Consider the following 18,634-nt stretch of genomic DNA (forward strand, 5'->3'; position numbering starts at 1 on the left):
CACTCCCTAGAATGTTTGCCCCACCCCCCAAGGCACTCATGACACAGGGCTCCATCCGGATTCGCGGCGCGCGCCAGCACAACCTCCAGAACCTCGACCTCGACATCCGCACAGGCGAGATGACCGTGGTCACCGGGCCCAGCGGCTCGGGCAAATCGAGCCTCGTGTTCGACACCCTCTACGCCGAAGGCCAGCGGCGCTATGTAGAGACCTTCTCCGCCTACGCACGCCAGTTCCTCGACCGCATGGACAAGCCGGCCGTCGACAAGGTGGAGGGCGTGCCGCCCGCCATTGCCATCGACCAGACCAACCCGGTGCGCTCCTCGCGCTCCACGGTCGGCACGATGACCGAGCTGAACGACCACCTGAAGCTGCTTTACGCGCGCGCGGCGCAACTCTTCGACCGCGAAACCGCGCTGCCGGTGCGCCACGATTCGCCGGACAGCATCTATGCGCAGATCGCCGAGCGCGCCGCTGCGGCGGGCGATCCGCGGCTGGTTATCACTTTTCCGGTGGAATTGCCGGCCGGCACCTCGGCAGAAGAAGTGACGCAGTGGCTCTCGGCCAGCGGCTTCACGCGCGTGCAGTCCGAGCGCGAGGTGGCCACGCCCACCGGCCCGCGCAAGGTGCTCGACGTGGTGGCCGACCGCTTCCGCATCTCCAGCGCCGAGCGTTCGCGCGTGGTGGAGGCGATCGAAGTGGCGCTCAAGCGCGGCAGCGGACGTGTCACCGTGCATGCGACCGGGGCCGAGGAAAACGCGCCCACCGATGTGTGGAAGTTCTCCACCGGCCTGCACTGCCCGGAAAGCGACATCCGCTACACCGACCCGATCCCGTCGATGTTCTCTTTCAACTCGGCCGTCGGCGCCTGCGACACCTGCCGCGGCTTCGGCCGCGTGATCGGCGTGGACCTCGGCCTCGTGATCCCGAACGACAAGCTCACGCTGCGCGCCGGTGCGATCAAGACCATCCAGACCCCCGCGTGGAAAGAGGCGCAGGACGATCTCATGCGCCACGCCGAGGCCGCAGGCGTCCCGCGCGACACGCCCTGGAACAAGCTCACCGACGAGCAGAAGCATTGGGTGATCGAGGGCACGCCCAACTACAAGGAAGGCAACTGGAACAAGCAGTGGTATGGCGTGCGGCGCTTCTTCGGCTACCTGGAGAGCAAGGCCTACAAGATGCACATCCGCGTGCTCTTGTCCAAATACCGCAGCTACACGCCGTGCCCCGTCTGCAGCGGCGCGCGCCTGAAGCTCGACAGCCTGCTCTGGCGCATCGGCAGCAAGGAAGACGCCGATGCAGTGCTGCCGCCCGAAAAGCGCTTCATGCCTACCGGCGTGAAGTGGTCGCGCGCGCAGCTCGAAGCGCTGCCGGGCCTCTGCCTGCACGACCTGATGCTGTTGCCCATCGAGCGGCTGCGCAGGTTCTTCGACCGCGTCGAGCATCACGGCAACGGCAGCCCCGCGAGCGAAGGCGAGGCGCAGGCGCTGAAGCTGCTGTTCGAGGAAATCACCACCCGCCTGCGCTACCTGCACGACGTGGGCATCGGCTACCTCACGCTCGATCGCCAGAGCCGCACGCTCTCGGGCGGCGAGGTGCAGCGCATCAACCTCACGACCGCGCTCGGCACCTCGCTGGTCAACACGCTGTTCGTGCTCGACGAGCCCAGCATCGGCCTGCATCCACGCGACATGAACCGCATCACCGAGGCCATGCTGCGCCTGCGCGATGCGGGCAACACGCTGGTGGTGGTCGAGCATGACCCGGCCGTGATGCTCGCGGCCGACCGCGTGATCGACATGGGCCCCGGCCCCGGCATCCGCGGCGGGCAGATCGTGTTCGACGGCACCACCGACCAGCTGCGCGACGCCGACACGCTCACCGGCCAGTACCTCGGTGGCCGCAAGAAGATCGGCATGGGCTTCAAGCGGCTCGTGAGCGAGAACACGCACCGGCTCATCCTCGAAGGCGCACGCGAGCACAACCTGCAGAACGTGACGGTCGAGTTCCCGCTCGCGCGGCTGGTGTGCGTCACCGGCGTGAGCGGCTCGGGCAAGTCGACGCTGATCCAGGACGTGCTCGCGCCCGCGCTCATGCGCCACTTCGGCAAGGCGACCGAAACGCCCGGCGCGCACGACCGCCTGCTGGGCGCTGATCACCTGGGCGACGTGGTCTTCGTCGATCAGTCGCCCATCGGCAAGACCGCGCGTTCCAACCCCGCGAGCTACGTGGGCGCGTGGGACGCGATCCGCGAGATCTTTGCCACCGCGGCGCTCTCGCGCCAGCGCGGCTACACCGCGAGCAAGTTCAGCTTCAACTCCGGCGATGGTCGCTGCCCGACCTGCGGCGGCTCGGGCTTCGAGCACGTCGAGATGCAGTTCCTGTCGGACGTGTACCTGCGCTGCCCCGATTGCGACGGCAAGCGCTACCGCCCCGAGATCCTCGAAGTGCGCGTGGAGCGCAAGGGCAAGAACTACAACGTGGCCGACGTGCTCGACCTCACCGTGGCCGAGGCGGCCGCGGTGTTCGAGGCCGACCGCGACGTGCTGCGCGTGCTGCAGCCGATCTCCGACGTGGGCCTGGACTACGTCAAGCTCGGCCAGCCCGTGCCCACGCTGTCGGGCGGCGAAGCGCAGCGCCTGAAGCTCGCGGGCTTCCTCGCCGAAGCCGCGAAGAGCGCAACGGCGAGCAAGCAATCGGTCGCGCGCAAGGGCACGCTGTTCCTGTTCGACGAGCCGACCACGGGCCTGCACTTCGACGACATCGCGCGGCTCATGCGCGCGCTGCGCAAATTGCTCGACGCGGGCCATTCGCTGATCGTGATCGAGCACAACCTCGATGTGATCCGCGCGAGCGACTGGCTGATCGACCTCGGCCCCGAAGGCGGCGAGGGCGGCGGCAAGGTGGTGGCCGAAGGCACGCCCGAGCAGCTCCGCGAGAACCGCGCCTCGCTCACCGGCGCGGCGCTGGCCGACTACGAACTGGCCATCGGCCCCGAGGCCTACAAGGTGGCCGAGCGCGCGGCACGGCGCTACATCGCGAACGCGAAGACGGCGCCCGGCAGCAACGCGATCGAGATCGTCAACGCGCGCGAGCACAACCTGAAGAACCTCAGCGTGGACATTCCGCGCGGCAAGTTCAGCGTGGTGACGGGCGTCAGCGGCTCGGGCAAGTCGACGCTGGCCTTCGACATCCTGTTCAACGAGGGGCAGCGCCGCTACCTCGAATCGCTCAACGCGTACGCGCGCAGCATCGTGCAGCCGGCGGGGCGTCCTGAAGTCGATGCCGTCTACGGCATTCCGCCGACCGTGGCCATCGAGCAGCGCCTCTCGCGCGGCGGCCGCAAGAGCACGGTGGGCACGACCACCGAGGTGTGGCATTTCCTGCGCCTGCTGTATGTGAAGCTGGGCATCCAGCACTGCATCCACGACGGCGCGGCCGTGCAGCCGCAGACGCCCGACAGCATCGCCGCGCAGCTGATGCGCAACTTCAAGGGCCAGCACATCGGCCTGCTCGCGCCGCTGGTGAGCAACCGCAAGGGCGTGTACACCGAGCTGGCTGACTGGGCGCGGCCGCGCGGCTTCACGCACCTGCGCGTCGATGGCGACTTCCTGCCGACGACGGGCTTCCCGCGCATCGATCGCTTCAAGGAGCACAGCATCGAGCTGCCCGTGGCCAGCCTCGACGTGCTGCCATCGAAGGAAACCGAGTTGCGCGAGGCGCTCACCAAAGCGCTGGAGCACGGCAAGGGCGTGGTCCATGTGCTGAGCCATCTCGATGGCCTCAAGGCCGCGATGATGGCCGGCGTGTCGGCCGCGGGCATCGGCCGCGTCAACGTGTTCTCCACGCTGCGCGCCTGCCCGGTCTGCAGCACCAGCTACGCCGAGCTCGACCCGCGCCTCTTCAGCTACAACAGCAAGCACGGCTGGTGCCCCGATTGCGTGGGCACGGGCGTCAAGCTCAGCAAGGACCAGCGCAAGGTCTTCGACGATTCGATCCGCGACGACGACAACAAGGGCCGCGAACAGACCTTCGCCGAACCCGAGGTGGAAGACCTGGCCGACACCGCCTGCCCGACCTGCGAAGGCACGCGCCTGAACGCCACGGCGCGCGCCGTGGGCTTCGGTACCGCGGCCGACGGCTCGGGCGGCATCGGCATCACCGAGCTTGCGCGCATGAGCGTGACCGAGGTGCGCCAGTGGTTCGAAGGGCTGTTGCTCACCGGCCGCGAAGCCGAGATCGCACGCGACCTCGTGCCCGAGATCAAGAGCCGCCTCGAATTCCTCGAGGAGGTGGGCCTGGGCTACCTGACGCTCGACCGCGGCGCGCCCACGCTCTCCGGCGGCGAAGCGCAGCGCATCCGCCTGGCCGCGCAGCTCGGCAGCAACCTGCAGGGCGTGTGCTACGTGCTCGACGAGCCGACCATCGGCCTGCACGCGCGCGACAACCAGATCCTGCTGAATGCGCTGCACAAGCTCGGCGAGAAGGGCAACACGCTGGTGGTGGTGGAGCACGACGAGGACACCATCCGCCGCGCCGATCACATCATCGACATCGGCCCGAGCGCGGGCAAACGCGGCGGGCGGCTGGTCGCTGAAGGCTCGGTGGCGGACATCGAGGCGGCGGGCGATTCGCAGACCGGCCGGTACCTCCGCGATGCCATCAAGCATCCGCTGCAGGCCCGGCGCCTGATTCCCTCGCCGAATCCGAAGGCCGAAGACAGCGGCCAATGGCTCACCGTGCACGGCGCCGACCTGCACAACCTGCAGGACGTGACGGCCACGCTGCCGCTGCACCGCCTCGTGGTGGTCACCGGCGTCAGTGGTTCGGGCAAGTCGACGCTCGCGCGCGACGTGCTGCTGGCCAGCGTGCAGGGCATCGTGGTGCAGCGCATGACCAAGGCCGGCCGCGACGCCGACGCCGCGGGCAAGCGTGCGGCCTGGGCCGGCTGCAGCAAGGTCGAGGGCTACGAGACTATCGACCGCGTGCTCGAGGTCGACCAGACCCCCATCGGCAAGACGCCGCGCAGTTGCCCGGCCACCTACATCGGCTTCTGGGACACCATCCGCAAGCTCTTCGCCGACACGCTCGAAGCCAAGGCGCGCGGCTACGGCCCGGCGCGCTTCAGCTTCAACACCGGCGAAGGCCGCTGCCCGGGCTGCGAAGGCGCGGGCGTGCGCACCATCGAGATGAGTTTCCTGCCCGATGTGAAGGTGCCCTGCGAGGTCTGCCACGGCGCGCGCTTCAACCCCGAGACGCTGGCCGTGAGCTGGCGCGGCAAGAGCATCGGCGACGTGCTGAAGATGGAGGTGGACGAGGCGGTCGAGTTCTTCGCGGCCATGCCCAACATCAGCCATCCGCTGCAGTTGCTGAAAGACGTGGGGCTGGGCTACCTCACGCTGGGGCAGCCCTCGCCCACGCTCTCGGGCGGCGAGGCGCAGCGCATCAAGCTGGTGACCGAACTGAGCAAGGTGCGCGACGACATCACCCGCCGCGGACAGAAGGCGCCGCACACGCTGTACGTGCTCGACGAGCCGACGGTGGGCCTGCACATGGCCGACGTCGAGAAGCTGATCCACGTGCTGCACCGGCTGGTGAACGGCGGGCACAGCGTGGTGGTGATCGAGCACGACCTCGACCTGATCGCCGAGGCGGACTGGATCATCGACCTTGGCCCCGAGGGCGGGAATGCCGGCGGACGCATCGTCGCCGCCGCGCCACCGGAAGAGGTAGTCCGTTTGGGTACCCACACCGGCGTCGCATTGGCACCGGTACTGGCGCGGTGATGCAGGCAGGCGCAGAATGGCTTGAACCCTTGGCGCAGGCGCATCCTGAATCAGCCACGGTGGAGTGAACATGTGAGGGGATGAAGCGCCGTGCCGGGCTACGCAAGGAGCCATGTCATGACCCGCTTCATCGATGTTCACAGCCTGGTTCGCCTGGTGGATGAAACTGGCGTTCCGCAATTCCTTGAGGCGCTGGCCGACGCGCTGCGCGACGACTTCCTGCGCTGGCGCGAGTTCGACAAGAAGGCGCGCGTCGCGAGCCATTCGCACCTCGGCGTGATCGAGCTGATGCCGGTGGCCGACGATGGCGCCTACGCCTTCAAGTACGTCAACGGGCATCCGCACAACACCTCGGTCGGGCTGCCGACCGTCATGGCCTTCGGCGTACTGGCGGAGGTCGACACCGGGTATCCGGTGCTGCTGTCCGAACTCACCCTCACCACCGCGCTGCGTACGGCCGCCACCTCGGCGATGGCGGCCCAGGCCTTGGCGCGGCCCGATTCGCGCAGCCTCGCATTGATCGGCAACGGCTCGCAGAGCGAGTTCCAGGCGCTGGCTTTCCACGCGCTGCTGGGCATCGAGGAAGTGCGCGTGTTCGACACCGACCCGCACGCCACCGACAAGCTGGTGCGGCATCTCTCGGCCTGCACGCCGATGGACATCGTGCGCGCCCGCTCCGTGGCCGATGCGGTGCGCGGCGCGGACATCGTCACCACCGTCACCGCCTACCAGGGCCGCGCGACCGTGCTCACGCCCGAGATGATCGAGCCGGGCATGCACATCAACGCCGTCGGTGGCGACTCCCCCGGCAAGACCGAGCTGCACCCCGACGTGCTGCGCCGCGCGCGCGTGTTCGTGGAGTACGAGGCGCAGACCCGCGTCGAGGGCGAGATCCAGCAACTGGCGGCCGATTTCCCGGTGCACGAGCTGTGGAAAGTGCTGCTCGGCGAAGTGCCCGGGCGCGAGAGCGCCGAGCAGGTCACGGTGTTCGATTCGGTCGGCTTCGCACTGGAGGACTACACCGCGCTGCGCTACATCCACCAGCTCGCCATCGAACGCGGCATCGGCCAGAAGATCGCGCTGGTGCCGGAGCTCGACGATCCGAAGGACCTGTTCGGGCTCACCGCGTCCGGCAGGCGCCGGGCGGTGCTGCGGCGTGCGGCATGATCGGCGGCATCCGCAACGCCGATCCTGTTTTTCTTCTTCATGCTCACCATCTACAACGACCAGCACGCACTGCATCAAGGCAAAGTCGAAATGTTCCGTGGCGAGCTGGTGCCTTGCTTCGAGGTGCCCGCCCGCGTCGACCATGTGAAGCATGAGCTGGAGCGCCGCGGCCTCGGCCCGCTGCAGGCGCCCGATGCGATCGACGATGCGCTGCTCGCGAAGGTGCATGCGCCGCGCTACCTGGACTTCATCGCAGGCGCGTGGGACGAGTGGGTGGCGCTCGATCCGGCGAATGCATCGCGCGATGCGCTCCCGTCGTACTGGCCCACGCGCGGCATGCGCACCGATGTGCTGCCGCAGAGTTTTCCGGCGCGCCTGGGCCTCTTCTCGTTCGATGCGGGCACGCCGCTCACGGCCGGCAGCTGGGCCGCCGCGCGACAGGGCGCGGCGTGCGCATGGACCGCGACGCAGCGCGTCCTCGGCGGCGAGCGCTCGGCCTTCGCGCTGACGCGGCCGCCGGGTCATCACGCGGGCCTCGATTTCTTCGGCGGCTACTGCTTCGTCAACAACGCGGCGGTGGCCGCGCAGGCGCTGCGCGATGCGGGCGTCGAGCGCGTCGCAGTGCTCGATGTGGACTACCACCACGGCAACGGCACGCAGGCCATCTTCTACGAGCGCAGCGATGTGCACTTCGCCAGCCTGCACGGCGATCCGTTCACCGACTACCCGTACTACCTCGGCCACGCCGACGAGCGCGGCGCAGGGCAAGGCGAGGGCTTCAACCACAACCTGCCGCTGCCGCGCGGCACCGATTTCGCCGCATGGCGCGCGGCGCTCAAGACCGCACTCGACGGCATCGCGAAGGTGAAGGCCGGCGCGCTCGTGGTCTCGCTCGGTGTCGACACCTTCGAGGGCGACCCGATCTCCGGCTTCAAGCTGAAAAGCGACGACTACCTGCGCATGGGAGAAGACCTCGCGCGCGCAGGGTTACCCACGGTGTTCGTGTTCGAGGGCGGTTATGCGGTGGCCGAAGTGGGCGTCAACACGGTGAACGTGCTCGAAGGTTTCGGCCACGCAGCCGGCTGAGGAACGTCGGCGACAGCAGTCGGGTGAGCCCCGATTGCCGCATCGGGCGGGGCAAGGCCCAATGCGCGGTTCTTCAAGTTTCAGGAGCCTCCGCCATGTCCCGCCGTTCCCTTCTCTGTGCCGCCACGCTCGCCGCGTGCGGCCTCGCTTCCCCGCTGGCGGCGCTTGCCCAGGCTTTTCCGAACAAGCCGATCAAGCTGGTCATCGCGTTCCCTGCAGGCGGCCCGACCGATATCACGATGCGCCAGCTCGCCGACAACGCGAGCAAGATCCTCGGCCAGCCGGTCATCGTCGACAACAAGCCCGGCGCCGGCGGCACGCTCCCCGCGCAGGCGCTGCAGACCGCGCAGCCCGACGGCTACACGGTCGCGCAGATTCCACTCGGCGTGTTTCGCCTCGGCTACACCACCAAGATCAACTGGGACCCGCTCAAGGACATCACCTACGTCCTGAACGTCACGGGCTACGCCTTCGGCATCGTGGTGCCGGCCAACAGCCCGTTCAAGACCTGGGCCGACTTCGTCGCCTACGCCAAGGCCAACCCTGGCAAGCTCACCTACGGCTCGACCGGCACACTGACCAGCCCGCACCTGACGACCGAGATCGTCGCGCAGAAGGCCGGCATCGAACTGCAGCACGTGCCCTACAAGGGCAGCGCCGACCTGATGCTCGCGGTGGTCAGTGGCCAGTTGATGGCGGCCGCCGACAGCACCGGCTTCGCGCCGCAAGTGGAGGCCGGCAAGCTGCGCGTGCTGAACACCTGGGGCGAGAAACGCCTGGCCAAGTTCCCCGATGCGCCCACGCTCAAGGAACTGGGCTACGACGTGGTGCAGAACTCGCCCTTCGGCATCGGCGCGCCCAAGGGCACGTCGCCCGAGGTGGTGAAGAAGCTGCACGACGCGTTCAAGCAGGCGATGGAAGAGCCGAGCTACGTGGCCGCGCTCGGCCGCTACGACATGCTGCCGGACTACATGAGCTCGGCGCAGTACACCAAGTTCGCGCAGGACACGGTGGTGAAGGAGAAGGTGGTTATCGAGAAGCTGGGGTTGGCGAAGGAACAGCCGAAGACGAACTGATCGCGAACAGCTCGCCCACCAGCCGATCCGCCAGCTCCGGCTTCACCGGATCGGCCCCAAACACCAGCCGGAACACGATCGGCGCAATCAGGTGATCGATCACCTGCTGCGCATCTGGCGCGTGCTCGCCGCGGGCATGGGCCTGCTCGACCAGCGTCAGGGCTTCCTTGCGGCGGTTGCGCAGGCAGTCGGTGTCCGCCTCGCCGGTGGCCAGCGCGGCCGCGGCTTTCAACAGGGACTTGCTGCAGGGCTGCGCCAGGTGCGTGATGAGTTCCTGCGCCCACGCGGTCAGGTCCTCGCGCAGGGTGCCGGTGTTCGGCAGCGGCCGGTCCGGGTCCAGCCGGCGTGTGGCCGTCTCGGCCAGGAGACCTGACAGATCCCCCCATCGGCGGTAGATGCTGGAGGCGCTGACCCCGGCGCGTTCGGCCACGGCCGGCACGGTGACGCGCTCGCTCCCCTGCTCGGCCACCAGTTGTTCGAGGGCGGTGCGCACCAGCGCCTGCACCTGGGCGCTGCGGCCGCCGGGACGCTTGCTGGGAAGGACAACATCGTTCATGCTAGGACTTTAACGCAAAGTAATTTGCTTTAGTGAATCTACAGGTCTAGAATCACAAAAGCTAAAAAAGTTGCGTTAAGGACATCCAATGCCTTCCTCTTGCCCTGAACTTGCCGTTGCCACCGCTGATGTCGCTGCCCGTTCCAAGCCCTGGCGGCTACCTGCAGCGGTCGGCTTCCCGCTGCTGGCCGCGGTGCTCTTCGCCTTTTTCTTCGCGGCCGCCGCACCCACGCCGTTGTTCGTGGTGTTCCAGCACGCCTGGGGCTTCTCGGCGTCGATGCTCACGGTGGCGTTTGCGATCTACGCGATTGCGCTGCTGATCTCGCTACTGGTGGCCGGCTCGCTGTCCGACCACATCGGCCGTCGCCCGGTGGTGCTGGGGGCGCTGGTGCTGCAGGCGGTGGCAATGGGGCTTTTCGTGTTGGCGCAGGACATCGGCGGGCTGATCGGCGCGCGCGTCGTGCAGGGCGTGGCCACGGGCATCGCGAGCGGCGCGTTGAGCGCTGCGGTGGTCGAAGCGGCGCCGGCATCGCGCAAGCGCCTGGGCGCGATGATCACGAGCGTGTCGCCGCTCGCGGGGCTCGCCGTGGGCGCGCTGCTCACTGGCATGGCGGTCAAGTTCACCGCCCAGCCCGTGATGCTGGTGTTCGGCGTGCTGGCCGTGGTGTTCGCGGTCGGCGCGGCCGTGGTGCTGTGGATGCCCGAGACCGTCACGCCGCGCGCTGGTGCGCTGGCCTCGCTGGTGCCGCGCGTGTCGATTCCCGCGCGGGCACGGGCCGACTTCGTGCGCGGCCTGCCGGTGTTCATCGCGGTGTGGGCGCTGGGCGGCCTGTACCTCTCGCTCGCGCCGTCGTTGATGCTGCATGTGTTCCACATCGACAACGGCGTGGTCAACGGCCTCACGGTGGCGGTGCTCTCCGGTTTTGGCGCGCTCGCGCCGACGCTGCTCAGTCGCGTCTCCGCACCGCGGACCGTCGTCTTCGGCACGGCGAGCATCGCGATCGGCCTGGTGCTGCTGCTGGCGTCGCTGGCGACGAAGTCGCTCGCGCTGTTCTTCGTCGGCACCGCGATCGCGGGCCTGGGCTTCGGCGGTGCGTTCTCGGCGCTGGTGCAGACGCTGGCGCCGCTGGCCGATTCGCACGAGCGTGGCGAACTCTTCGCCGCCATCTTCGTGGTCTGCTACCTCGCGTTCAGCCTGCCGGCGATGCTGGCGGGCTTCCTGGTGAAGCCGCTCGGCCTGCTGAACACGGTGGAAGGCTACGCGGCGGTGCTGCTGCTGATCGCGGCCTTCGGCATCTGGCGCCAATCGGCGGTGCTGCGCCGCACGGTGCGCAGCCTGCCGGTCAGCGAGTAGCGCCGCGCACCGAGAGCATCGCGCGCGCCGCCTCGGCGAAGCCCACGCCGCGTTCACCTGGCGTCACATAGCGCGGCAGGTGCTCCAGTTGCGGCACGAAGCGCGCCACGTTCGCCACGCCGATGCTGCCGGCGAAGGTGCGGAACATCAGCTGGTCGTTGGTCGAATCGCCCACATAGGCCCAGCGGTCGAGTTCGTCGTCGAGCGTGCGGCCCCAGAGCTCGCGCACGATCCAGCGCGCGCCCTCGAGCTTGTCGTTGTCGCCGTACCAGCCGTTGATGTGGATGCTGCTCACGGTGGCGTGCATGCCCTCGCTGCGCATCAGCGCGACGACATGCGCGATGGTCTCCTCGCTCAGCTGCACGAACTCGCTGTGGTCGATGGCAATGTCGGTCTCGCGCCCCGCCGAGTCGGTGGCGCGCTGCGCGCCCGGAATCTCGCGCTCGATGCGCGCCAGCACCGCCTGCATGCGCTCGAAGTTGGCGGCGCGTGTGGGCGCATCCTGCTGGTAGCGCTTCTCGATCTGCCCGTCGGGCGCGGGCAGCAGCGCCACCGCGCCGTTTTCCGCCACGATCGCATCGACCGGCCAGGTGTTGACGAAGGGCAGGCTCCAGCCCACCGGCCGGCCCGTGATCGCCACGATGGCGAAGCCGGCCGCCTTCAGATCGCCAAGCGCCTGCAGCGCATCGGCCGTGATCGCGCCATCGGTGGTGAGCGTGTCGTCGATGTCCGTGAACACGCCGGCGATCGCGCTACGCGCCGGTGCTGCCCAGCGGTCGAGCGGCAGCAGATGAGTGGGCGAGGCGGGCAGGGGAGACGACGAAGACGACATGGGCGATGAATCTCTGGAGAGCCCGAGATCGTACCGGCGCTTTCGTGTAGCATCCCGCCCCCGCCGCGCCTTCCAGGCCGGCGCGGCACTTTTCCATGCCCCACATCCTCGTCGACCACCTCCTCAAGACCTACCGGATTTCCGAGCGCGACCCCGGCGTGATGGGCGCGCTGCGCGGCCTGGTGCAGCGCCGGCACCGCACGGTGGAGGCACTGTCCGGCGTGTCCTTCGAACTGCAGCGCGGCGAACTGCTCGGCTTCATCGGGCCGAACGGCGCGGGCAAGTCGACCACCATCAAGATCCTCGCGGGCATCCTGCGGCCCGACGGCGGCCGGGTGGAGGTCGACGGCCGCGATCCCTTCGCGGACCGCGAGCGTCACGTGGGGCGCATCGGCGTGGTCTTCGGCCAACGCACGCAGCTGTGGTGGGACCTGCCCGTGGGCGACGGCTTCGACCTGCTGCGCGACATCTACCGCGTCGACCCGCAGCGCTATCGCAGGACGCGCGACGAGCTGGTCGCGCTGCTGCACCTGGAGCGCGTGCTCGACCAGCCGGTGCGCCAACTCTCGCTGGGCCAGCGCATGCGCGCCGAGATCGCCGCCGCGCTGCTGCACGAGCCCGACATCCTCTTCCTCGACGAGCCGACCATCGGCCTCGATGCGCCGTCCAAGCTCGCGGTGCGCGACTTCGTTCGCCGCGCCAACCGCGAGCGCGGCACCACGGTGCTGCTGACCACGCACGACATGCACGACATCGAGGCGCTGGCCCAGCGCGTGATCGTCATCGGCCACGGCCGCGTGCTGGCCGACAGCCCGGTCGAGGCACTGCGCGCGCAGGTGATGGCCGAGCGCCGGTTGATCGTCGACTTCGCGCAGGACGCCGCGCTGCCCATGCAGGTGCCTGGCGCCATGGTGCGCGCACGCGACGGCCAGACGCTGGTGCTCGATTTCGATCCTTCGGTGACCACCGCGCCGGCCTTGATCGCGCGCATCGCGGCCGAGCATGCGGTGGAGGACATCCGCCTCGAAGGCATGGCGATCGAGGCGGTGATCGCGCGCTTCTACGCCATGCACGGAGCGGCCGAAGCGTGATGAGGCTGCGAACCCTCGCGCGTCCCTACGTCGCGGCTTTCGCCTCGCGCTTCCTGCAGATGCTGCAGTACCGCACGGCCGCGCTCGCGGGCTTCGCGACGCAGTGCTGGTGGGGCGGCATCAAGGTGATGGTGTTCGCCGCCTTTTATGGCGGGACGGCCATCGCGGGCGCGAGTTCGTCGATGTCGCTCGAACAGGCCATCACCTACACGTGGCTTGCGCAGGGGCTGCTCGTGCTGCTGCCCTGGCTGGGCGACCCGGAAGTGGCGCAGGCCGTGCGCACCGGCGCGGTCGCCTACGACCGGTTGCGCCCGGTGGACGCCTATGCGCTGTGGTTCGCGCGCAGCGCCGGATGGATCGCCGCGCGCGTGCTGCCGCGCGTGGCGCTGATGGCGGCGTTCGCAGCGGTTGCATTGCCTTTGGCCGGTCTGGGCGAATGGGCCTGGCAGTTGCCTGCGAGCTGGGCCGCGGGGCTCGCATTCCTTCTGTCCACAGTGTTGGCACTGCTTCTGTCGGCATCGATGGTGATGCTGCTCAACGTGGCGGCCACCGCTGCGCTCAACGAGCGCGGCATCAGCGCGGTGGCAACGCCCGTGGTCATCGTGCTCTCGGGCAACCTACTGCCGCTCGCGCTGCTGCCGGACGCCTGGCAGACGGTGCTGTTGCTGCAGCCGCTGGCCGGGCTGATGGACATTCCGGCCCGGCTGTACTTCGGGCAACTGGGCGGCTGGCATGCCGTGGCCGCACTGGGGCTGCAGTGCTTCTGGATCGTCGTGCTGGTCGCGGCGGGACGCCTTGCGATGGGTCGCACGATGCGCAGCCTTCAGATCCAGGGGGGCTGACCGAGGTGGGCTCGCTTTCTCTTTTCTTCCGACTCGTGCGCGCGTCCATCGGCGGCCAGGCGCGCTATCCCGCCTCGGCGCTGATGCTGACCGTCGGCCAGTTCCTCGGGACCGGCATCGAAGTGATCGTGGTCTGGGCGCTGTTCCATCGCTTCGGCGACGTGCAGGGCTGGCGCATCGGCGAAGTGGCGCTGTTCTACGGCTTGGTCAACTGCATGTTCGCGCTGGCCGATGCATTGGGCCGCGGCTTCGACGTGCTCGGCACCGAGTTCCTGCGAACCGGCGCCTTCGACCGCTTGCTGCTGCGCCCCCGCCCCTTGGCGCTGCAGCTGATGGGCAACGACTTCCGCATCAGCCGCGCGGGCCGCCTGCTGCAGGGCCTGGCCGTCGTGGTGTTCGCTACGCACCAGGCAGGCATCGAATGGACGGCCGCCACTGTGGCGATTGCGCTGTTCGCGCTGGCCGGCGGCGTCGCGTTGTTCCTCGGCATCCTGGTGCTGCAGGGCACGCTGTCGTTCTGGACCGTCGAGAGCCTGGAGATCGCCAATGTGCTCACCTACGGCGGCGTGCAGGCGGCGCAATACCCGCTGGCGCTGTATGCGCGATGGTTCCGCCGGGTGCTGACCTTCGTGGTGCCGCTGGCCTGCGTGGCCTATTACCCGGCGCTGGCGATCCTGGGCAAGGCCGATCCGCTCGGCGCGCCGGCGTGGGTCGGCATCGTGTCGCCGGCCACGGGCTTCGTGTTCCTGGCGGCTGCCTTCGGCGTGTGGCGGCTGGGGGTGCGCCGCTACGCGTCGACAGGCAGCTGAGTCTTCTTTCTTCCGGCCTTCTTCCTCAATCCACCAGATTGAGCTGGATGTAGCCCTGCGTATTGACGTTGAGTCGCGCACCCACCAGCACGCTGAGGCCGGACGATCGCGCCTCGAAGTACGTCTTGTCGTTGTGGGGTCCACGGCCGTTCACCACGCGCAGCGCCGACAGGCTGCTGATCGTGTCCACGGGGAAGCTCAGCGTTCCCGTGGTTCCGTTCACGCTGGTGCTCGTGCGCCGGTTCGCGTAGTTATCCAGCACGGAAGAACCCCATGACCCGTCGGTGGCATGGCCGTGGGCCGTGACCGAAGGCCAGGCATTCGATTCGGGCAACCCGATGCGGAAGATCGTGCTGGCCTGGCTGGCGCCGAATGCGCCGCGCAGCTGGACGTTCTGTCCACTGATGCGCGCCATATGGAAGATCTGGCCCTGGTTCGGGTCCGGGTTGTCGAGTCGGATCGCCTGCCAGCGCGCATTGGCGGCGTCCCAGCTGACCGAATACGCGATCTGGGACCCGCTGGGGCACGCATCGATGGCCGAGATGGCGTTGCTGTTGCACAGGACCATGCCCGTGCCCGCACCCTGGAGCTTGAACGTCGTGATGGAGGAGTCCGCGCCGGCGGCGTTGCGCGTCACGGCCACCTGGTTGTAGGTGCCGTCCAGATCCGCGGCGCGGGTCACGAAGGTCCGGGCCGCAACGAACGGCTGCGCCGCGTAGGTCGCCGGATTCGAGAGCGCCACCGCGAACGGGAACCCACCGACGACGGCATCGCTGGAGACCCGGAAGCGTGCCGTGTTGTACGGGGTGTTGGCGACCCGGCCCGTTGCGAAGATATACGTGCCCGCTTCCGCGCCGTCGTCCGCAATCGCCCCGGCCACGGTCGCGCCCGTGTTGTCGGTCATCTCGTAGCGCTTCGTGTCGAGGTTGAGCTTCAGCGTTTGCTGCGTGCCGTTGGTGGCGAAGACCTTGTAGCGGCCGTTGCGCGAGTCGCCGGGCGCGCGGCTGTCGACGAGGCCGAGCGCGATGTAGCCCACGGTGCTTGCAACGGTGCGGAACCCGGTTGAGACCACCAGGCCGCTTCCCTGTACGGCGTGGTACTTGTCGGTGCCGTTGGTCAGCACGCGGATGCCTGTCGGCCCCGACGCCAGCGGGGTGACGGGCATGGTCAGGGTGTTGTAGTTGTCATCGGCGGACGAAGACGCGCGCAGGTAGGTGGTTGCGTTCAGCGTCGTCGTACCCCAGGTGCCCCGTGTGGAGCCGCCGCGCATCGTGACGGCCGGCCAGCTGGACGACTCCGGCACGGCCAGGCGGAAGACTTGGGTATCGGGATCGATCGTGCTGGCGCCGGCCGAGAGGTAGACGTTCTGACCGCCGATGCGGGTCATACGGAACCCGATCTTGTCGTCGGGGTTGGTGACGCTGGTGCCGGTCCACTTCGAGTTGGCGTCGACGGCCAGCGAATAAGCGCGTTTCGACCCCGTGGGGCAGGCGTCCATCGTGTAGATCGTGTTGTCGAAACACATCTCGAGCAGCGTGCCCGTGCCGGAGATGCGCATCGGCACGGCCTGGGAGTCGACGCTGCCGTTGCGGTTGTGGCTGATCCCCAGGCGGTTGTAGACGCCGTCCATCGCCGCGCCGGCCGTCACGAAAGTCCGCGCCGCGATAAAGGGCTGCACCGCGTAGGTTGCGGGGCTCGAGTAGGCGTTCGCGAACGGGAACTGGCCGACCGCGGCGTCCGCGGTGATGCGAAAGCGCGCCAGATTCAGTGCGGCGGGGACACGCGTGGTGTCGAAGACGTAGGTGCCGGGCTCGGTGAAATCTTCGGCAAAGGTGCCCGATGCCGATTCCCCTGCCGGGTCGGTCATCACATAGCGCTTCGCGTTCAAGTCGATCGACAGGGTCAGCTGCGTCCCGTTGGCCGCGTAGACCGCGTAGCTGCCGTTTCGCGGGTCCGGGGCATCGAGCCGGGCCTGGGCACCCGACAGATCGGGGCCAGCGTTGTCGGTGACCTGCGCCGAGAACGAAGGAGCCGGCTCGTCGCCGGGTGCCTGGAGCATTGCCGAGGAGGACTGCGCATCGGACCCAGTCACCTTGCCAAGGCCGGCTCCCCCGGATGAAATGCCCCCCGAACCGACTGAACTCCCTCCGCTGCCGCCACCACCGCAGCCCGAAAGAACCAGACACACAAGCGCTGCACTCGACAGCGACTTCGACCAACCGACAGCGAACATCAGTCTCCCCCCCCCGCGTGTAAATCGACGATCTGCCGCAGCCTTGCGAGGCCGCGATGCTTTGTCGCCAATCGTAACCGGAAGGGCCTACTGTAAGCGTGGACTATGCGATTTCACAGTCGGTTCGCAGCCCAGCTCAGCCCGCGCTCTGCAGCGCCAGCCCCGCGTGTTCCCGCAGCGGGTGGAAGTGGATCTTCGGAAAACGCTCCTGCGCCAGCCGCACGTCGTAGGGCGAGGTGCACAGGAAGGCCAGCGTGTCGGCCGCGTCCTTGGCCATGCGCACCGGGTAGGCGTTGACGAACTCGCGCAGCTCGGCCGGCGTGTCGGCCGTGATCCAGCGCGCGCCCGTGTACTGGCAGCCCTCGAGCCGCACGTCGGCGTCGTACTCGGCCTTCAGGCGGTGCTGCACCACTTCGAACTGCAGCTGGCCGACCGCGCCCAGCAACATCGGGCCGCCGACCTCGGGGCGGAACACCTGGATCGCGCCTTCTTCGCCGAGTTGGGCCAGGCCCTGCTGCAACTGCTTGGTGCGCAGCGGGTTCTTCAGGATCACCGTCATGAACAGCTCGGGCGCGAAGAAGGGCAGCCCGGTGAACTGCAGGCTCGCGCCGTCGGTGATGGTGTCGCCCAGCTGCACGCCGCCGTGGGTGGTGAAGCCCACGATGTCGCCCGCATAGGCTTCTTCGACGGCCTCGCGGCGCTGGCTCATGAAGGTCACGACGCTGGTGGGGCGCAGTTCCTTGGACGTGCGCTGCACCTTGAGCTTCATGCCCGGCGTGTACTTGCCCGAGGCCATGCGCACGAAGGCGATGCGGTCGCGGTGGTTCGCGTCCATGTTGGCCTGCACCTTGAAGACCACGCCCGCGAAGTCCTTGTCCTCGGGCTGGATCTCTTTCACCACCGGCTGGCGGTTGACCATGGTGGTGCTGGTGCGCGATTGCGGCGAGGGCGCCAGGTCGACCAGCGCATCGAGCACTTCCATCACGCCGAAGTTGTTCACGCCGGAGCCGAAGAACACGGGCGTCTGCTTGCCGGCGAGGAACGCCTCGCGGTCCCAGGTGGGCGAGGCGCCGGTGGCCAGCTCCATGCTGTCCATGGCCGACTCGAAATCGGCGCCGAAGCGCTGGGTGAGCTTGTCGCGTTCCGTCAGCGGAATCGTCTCGAAGTCATGCGGCAGCCGCTCGCTGCCCGACTCGAACACCGTCATGGTCTGCGTGCGCAGGTTCATGATCCCGCGAAAGCTCTTGCCCTGGCCCACGGGCCAGGTCATCGGCACGCAGGGCATGCCGAGCTCGCGCTCCACTTCGTCGAGGATGTCCAGCGGCTCGCGCACTTCCCGGTCCATCTTGTTGACGAAGGTGATGATGGGCGTGTCGCGCTGGCGGCAGACTTCGATGAGGCGCCGCGTCTGCGCTTCCACGCCGTTGGCCGCGTCGATCACCATCAAGGCCGAGTCGACGGCGGTGAGCACGCGGTAGGTGTCTTCCGAGAAGTCCTTGTGGCCGGGCGTGTCGAGCAGGTTGATCACGTGGTCGCGGTACAGCATCTGCATGACCGACGAGGCCACCGAGATGCCGCGCTGCTTTTCGATTTCCATCCAGTCGGAGGTGGCGTGGCGCGAGGCCTTGCGCGCCTTCACCGAGCCGGCGATCTGGATCGCACCGGAGAAAAGCAGCAGCTTTTCGGTCAGCGTGGTCTTGCCGGCGTCAGGGTGGGAAATGATCGCAAAGGTGCGGCGACGGCGGGTTTCGGCAACAAAAGACAAGGTGGGCAATCTGCGGGGGAATCACCCGATTTTA

General features: G+C 68.3%; 12 protein-coding genes. 8 read left to right on the plus strand and 4 right to left on the minus strand.

Annotation, left to right across the window (positions count from 1 at the left end; genetic code table 11):
• The first annotated feature begins 38 nt into the window (after positions 1-38).
• The 4 genes from uvrA (at position 39) to ACSFA7_RS28390 (ending at position 9,118) form a co-directional block, all read left to right on the plus strand.
• Positions 39-5,789 carry an excinuclease ABC subunit UvrA gene (gene uvrA / locus ACSFA7_RS28375; RefSeq protein WP_435502445.1) on the plus strand — a complete coding sequence of 1,917 codons (5,751 nt, stop codon included), beginning with the start codon at positions 39-41 and terminating at the stop codon, positions 5,787-5,789.
• Between the two features lie 117 nt (positions 5,790-5,906).
• A complete protein-coding gene (locus ACSFA7_RS28380; RefSeq protein WP_435502446.1) occupies positions 5,907-6,956 on the plus strand; it encodes an ornithine cyclodeaminase in 1,050 nt (349 codons plus the stop codon).
• A gap of 39 nt (positions 6,957-6,995) precedes the next feature.
• Entirely contained in the window at positions 6,996-8,042 is a 1,047-nt protein-coding gene (locus ACSFA7_RS28385) for a histone deacetylase family protein (RefSeq protein ID WP_435502447.1), read from the plus strand.
• A gap of 95 nt (positions 8,043-8,137) precedes the next feature.
• Positions 8,138-9,118 carry a Bug family tripartite tricarboxylate transporter substrate binding protein gene (locus tag ACSFA7_RS28390; RefSeq protein ID WP_435502448.1) on the plus strand — a complete coding sequence of 327 codons (981 nt, stop codon included), beginning with the start codon at positions 8,138-8,140 and terminating at the stop codon, positions 9,116-9,118.
• Here ACSFA7_RS28390 and ACSFA7_RS28395 read toward each other — a convergent pair.
• On the minus strand, positions 9,072-9,674 hold the full coding sequence (locus ACSFA7_RS28395; RefSeq protein ID WP_435502449.1) for a TetR/AcrR family transcriptional regulator: 603 nt from the start codon (positions 9,672-9,674) through the stop codon (positions 9,072-9,074). The genes ACSFA7_RS28390 and ACSFA7_RS28395 overlap by 47 nt on opposite strands.
• Positions 9,675-9,762: 88 nt before the next feature.
• On the opposite strand from ACSFA7_RS28395, the gene ACSFA7_RS28400 reads away from it, so the two are divergent.
• Positions 9,763-11,028 carry an MFS transporter gene (locus tag ACSFA7_RS28400; protein WP_435502450.1) on the plus strand — a complete coding sequence of 422 codons (1,266 nt, stop codon included), beginning with the start codon at positions 9,763-9,765 and terminating at the stop codon, positions 11,026-11,028.
• Here ACSFA7_RS28400 and ACSFA7_RS28405 read toward each other — a convergent pair.
• Positions 11,018-11,860 carry an HAD-IIB family hydrolase gene (locus tag ACSFA7_RS28405; RefSeq protein WP_435502451.1) on the minus strand — a complete coding sequence of 281 codons (843 nt, stop codon included), beginning with the start codon at positions 11,858-11,860 and terminating at the stop codon, positions 11,018-11,020. The two genes, ACSFA7_RS28400 and ACSFA7_RS28405, sit on opposite strands and share 11 nt — an antisense overlap.
• A gap of 95 nt (positions 11,861-11,955) precedes the next feature.
• On the opposite strand from ACSFA7_RS28405, the gene ACSFA7_RS28410 reads away from it, so the two are divergent.
• Genes ACSFA7_RS28410 through ACSFA7_RS28420 form a run of 3 tightly spaced genes read left to right on the plus strand, consistent with a single transcriptional unit; the run spans position 11,956 to position 14,602 of the window.
• Entirely contained in the window at positions 11,956-12,951 is a 996-nt protein-coding gene (locus tag ACSFA7_RS28410) for an ABC transporter ATP-binding protein (protein ID WP_435502452.1), read from the plus strand.
• Entirely contained in the window at positions 12,951-13,793 is an 843-nt protein-coding gene (locus ACSFA7_RS28415) for an ABC transporter permease (RefSeq protein WP_435502453.1), read from the plus strand. Before ACSFA7_RS28410 ends, ACSFA7_RS28415 begins: the two co-directional genes overlap by 1 nt.
• Before the next feature lie 5 nt (positions 13,794-13,798).
• Positions 13,799-14,602, plus strand: a complete 804-nt coding sequence (locus tag ACSFA7_RS28420; RefSeq protein WP_435502454.1) for an ABC transporter permease — start codon at positions 13,799-13,801, stop codon at positions 14,600-14,602.
• 25 nt (positions 14,603-14,627) lie between these two features.
• On the opposite strand, the gene ACSFA7_RS28425 is transcribed toward ACSFA7_RS28420, so the two are convergent.
• A complete protein-coding gene (locus ACSFA7_RS28425) occupies positions 14,628-16,661 on the minus strand; it encodes a hypothetical protein (RefSeq protein WP_435502455.1) in 2,034 nt (677 codons plus the stop codon).
• Between the two features lie 310 nt (positions 16,662-16,971).
• On the minus strand, positions 16,972-18,600 hold the full coding sequence (locus tag ACSFA7_RS28430; RefSeq protein ID WP_354358610.1) for a peptide chain release factor 3: 1,629 nt from the start codon (positions 18,598-18,600) through the stop codon (positions 16,972-16,974).
• Positions 18,601-18,634: the final 34 nt, after the last annotated feature.

The organism is Variovorax trehalosi, from assembly GCF_051216415.1.
In the GTDB taxonomy this organism is placed as follows: domain Bacteria; phylum Pseudomonadota; class Gammaproteobacteria; order Burkholderiales; family Burkholderiaceae_C; genus Variovorax.

Bases quoted from the DNA above. Each gene is read 5' to 3' on its own strand.
- uvrA (WP_435502445.1), top strand. From the start codon at position 39: ATGACACAGGGCTCCATCCGGATTCGCGGCGCGCGCCAGCACAACCTC.
- ACSFA7_RS28380 (WP_435502446.1), top strand. From the start codon at position 5,907: ATGACCCGCTTCATCGATGTTCACAGCCTGGTTCGCCTGGTGGATGAA.
- ACSFA7_RS28385 (WP_435502447.1), top strand. From the start codon at position 6,996: ATGCTCACCATCTACAACGACCAGCACGCACTGCATCAAGGCAAAGTC.
- ACSFA7_RS28390 (WP_435502448.1), top strand. From the start codon at position 8,138: ATGTCCCGCCGTTCCCTTCTCTGTGCCGCCACGCTCGCCGCGTGCGGC.
- ACSFA7_RS28395 (WP_435502449.1), bottom strand. From the start codon at position 9,674: ATGAACGATGTTGTCCTTCCCAGCAAGCGTCCCGGCGGCCGCAGCGCC.
- ACSFA7_RS28400 (WP_435502450.1), top strand. From the start codon at position 9,763: ATGCCTTCCTCTTGCCCTGAACTTGCCGTTGCCACCGCTGATGTCGCT.
- ACSFA7_RS28405 (WP_435502451.1), bottom strand. From the start codon at position 11,860: ATGTCGTCTTCGTCGTCTCCCCTGCCCGCCTCGCCCACTCATCTGCTG.
- ACSFA7_RS28410 (WP_435502452.1), top strand. From the start codon at position 11,956: ATGCCCCACATCCTCGTCGACCACCTCCTCAAGACCTACCGGATTTCC.
- ACSFA7_RS28415 (WP_435502453.1), top strand. From the start codon at position 12,951: ATGAGGCTGCGAACCCTCGCGCGTCCCTACGTCGCGGCTTTCGCCTCG.
- ACSFA7_RS28425 (WP_435502455.1), bottom strand. From the start codon at position 16,661: ATGCTCCAGGCACCCGGCGACGAGCCGGCTCCTTCGTTCTCGGCGCAG.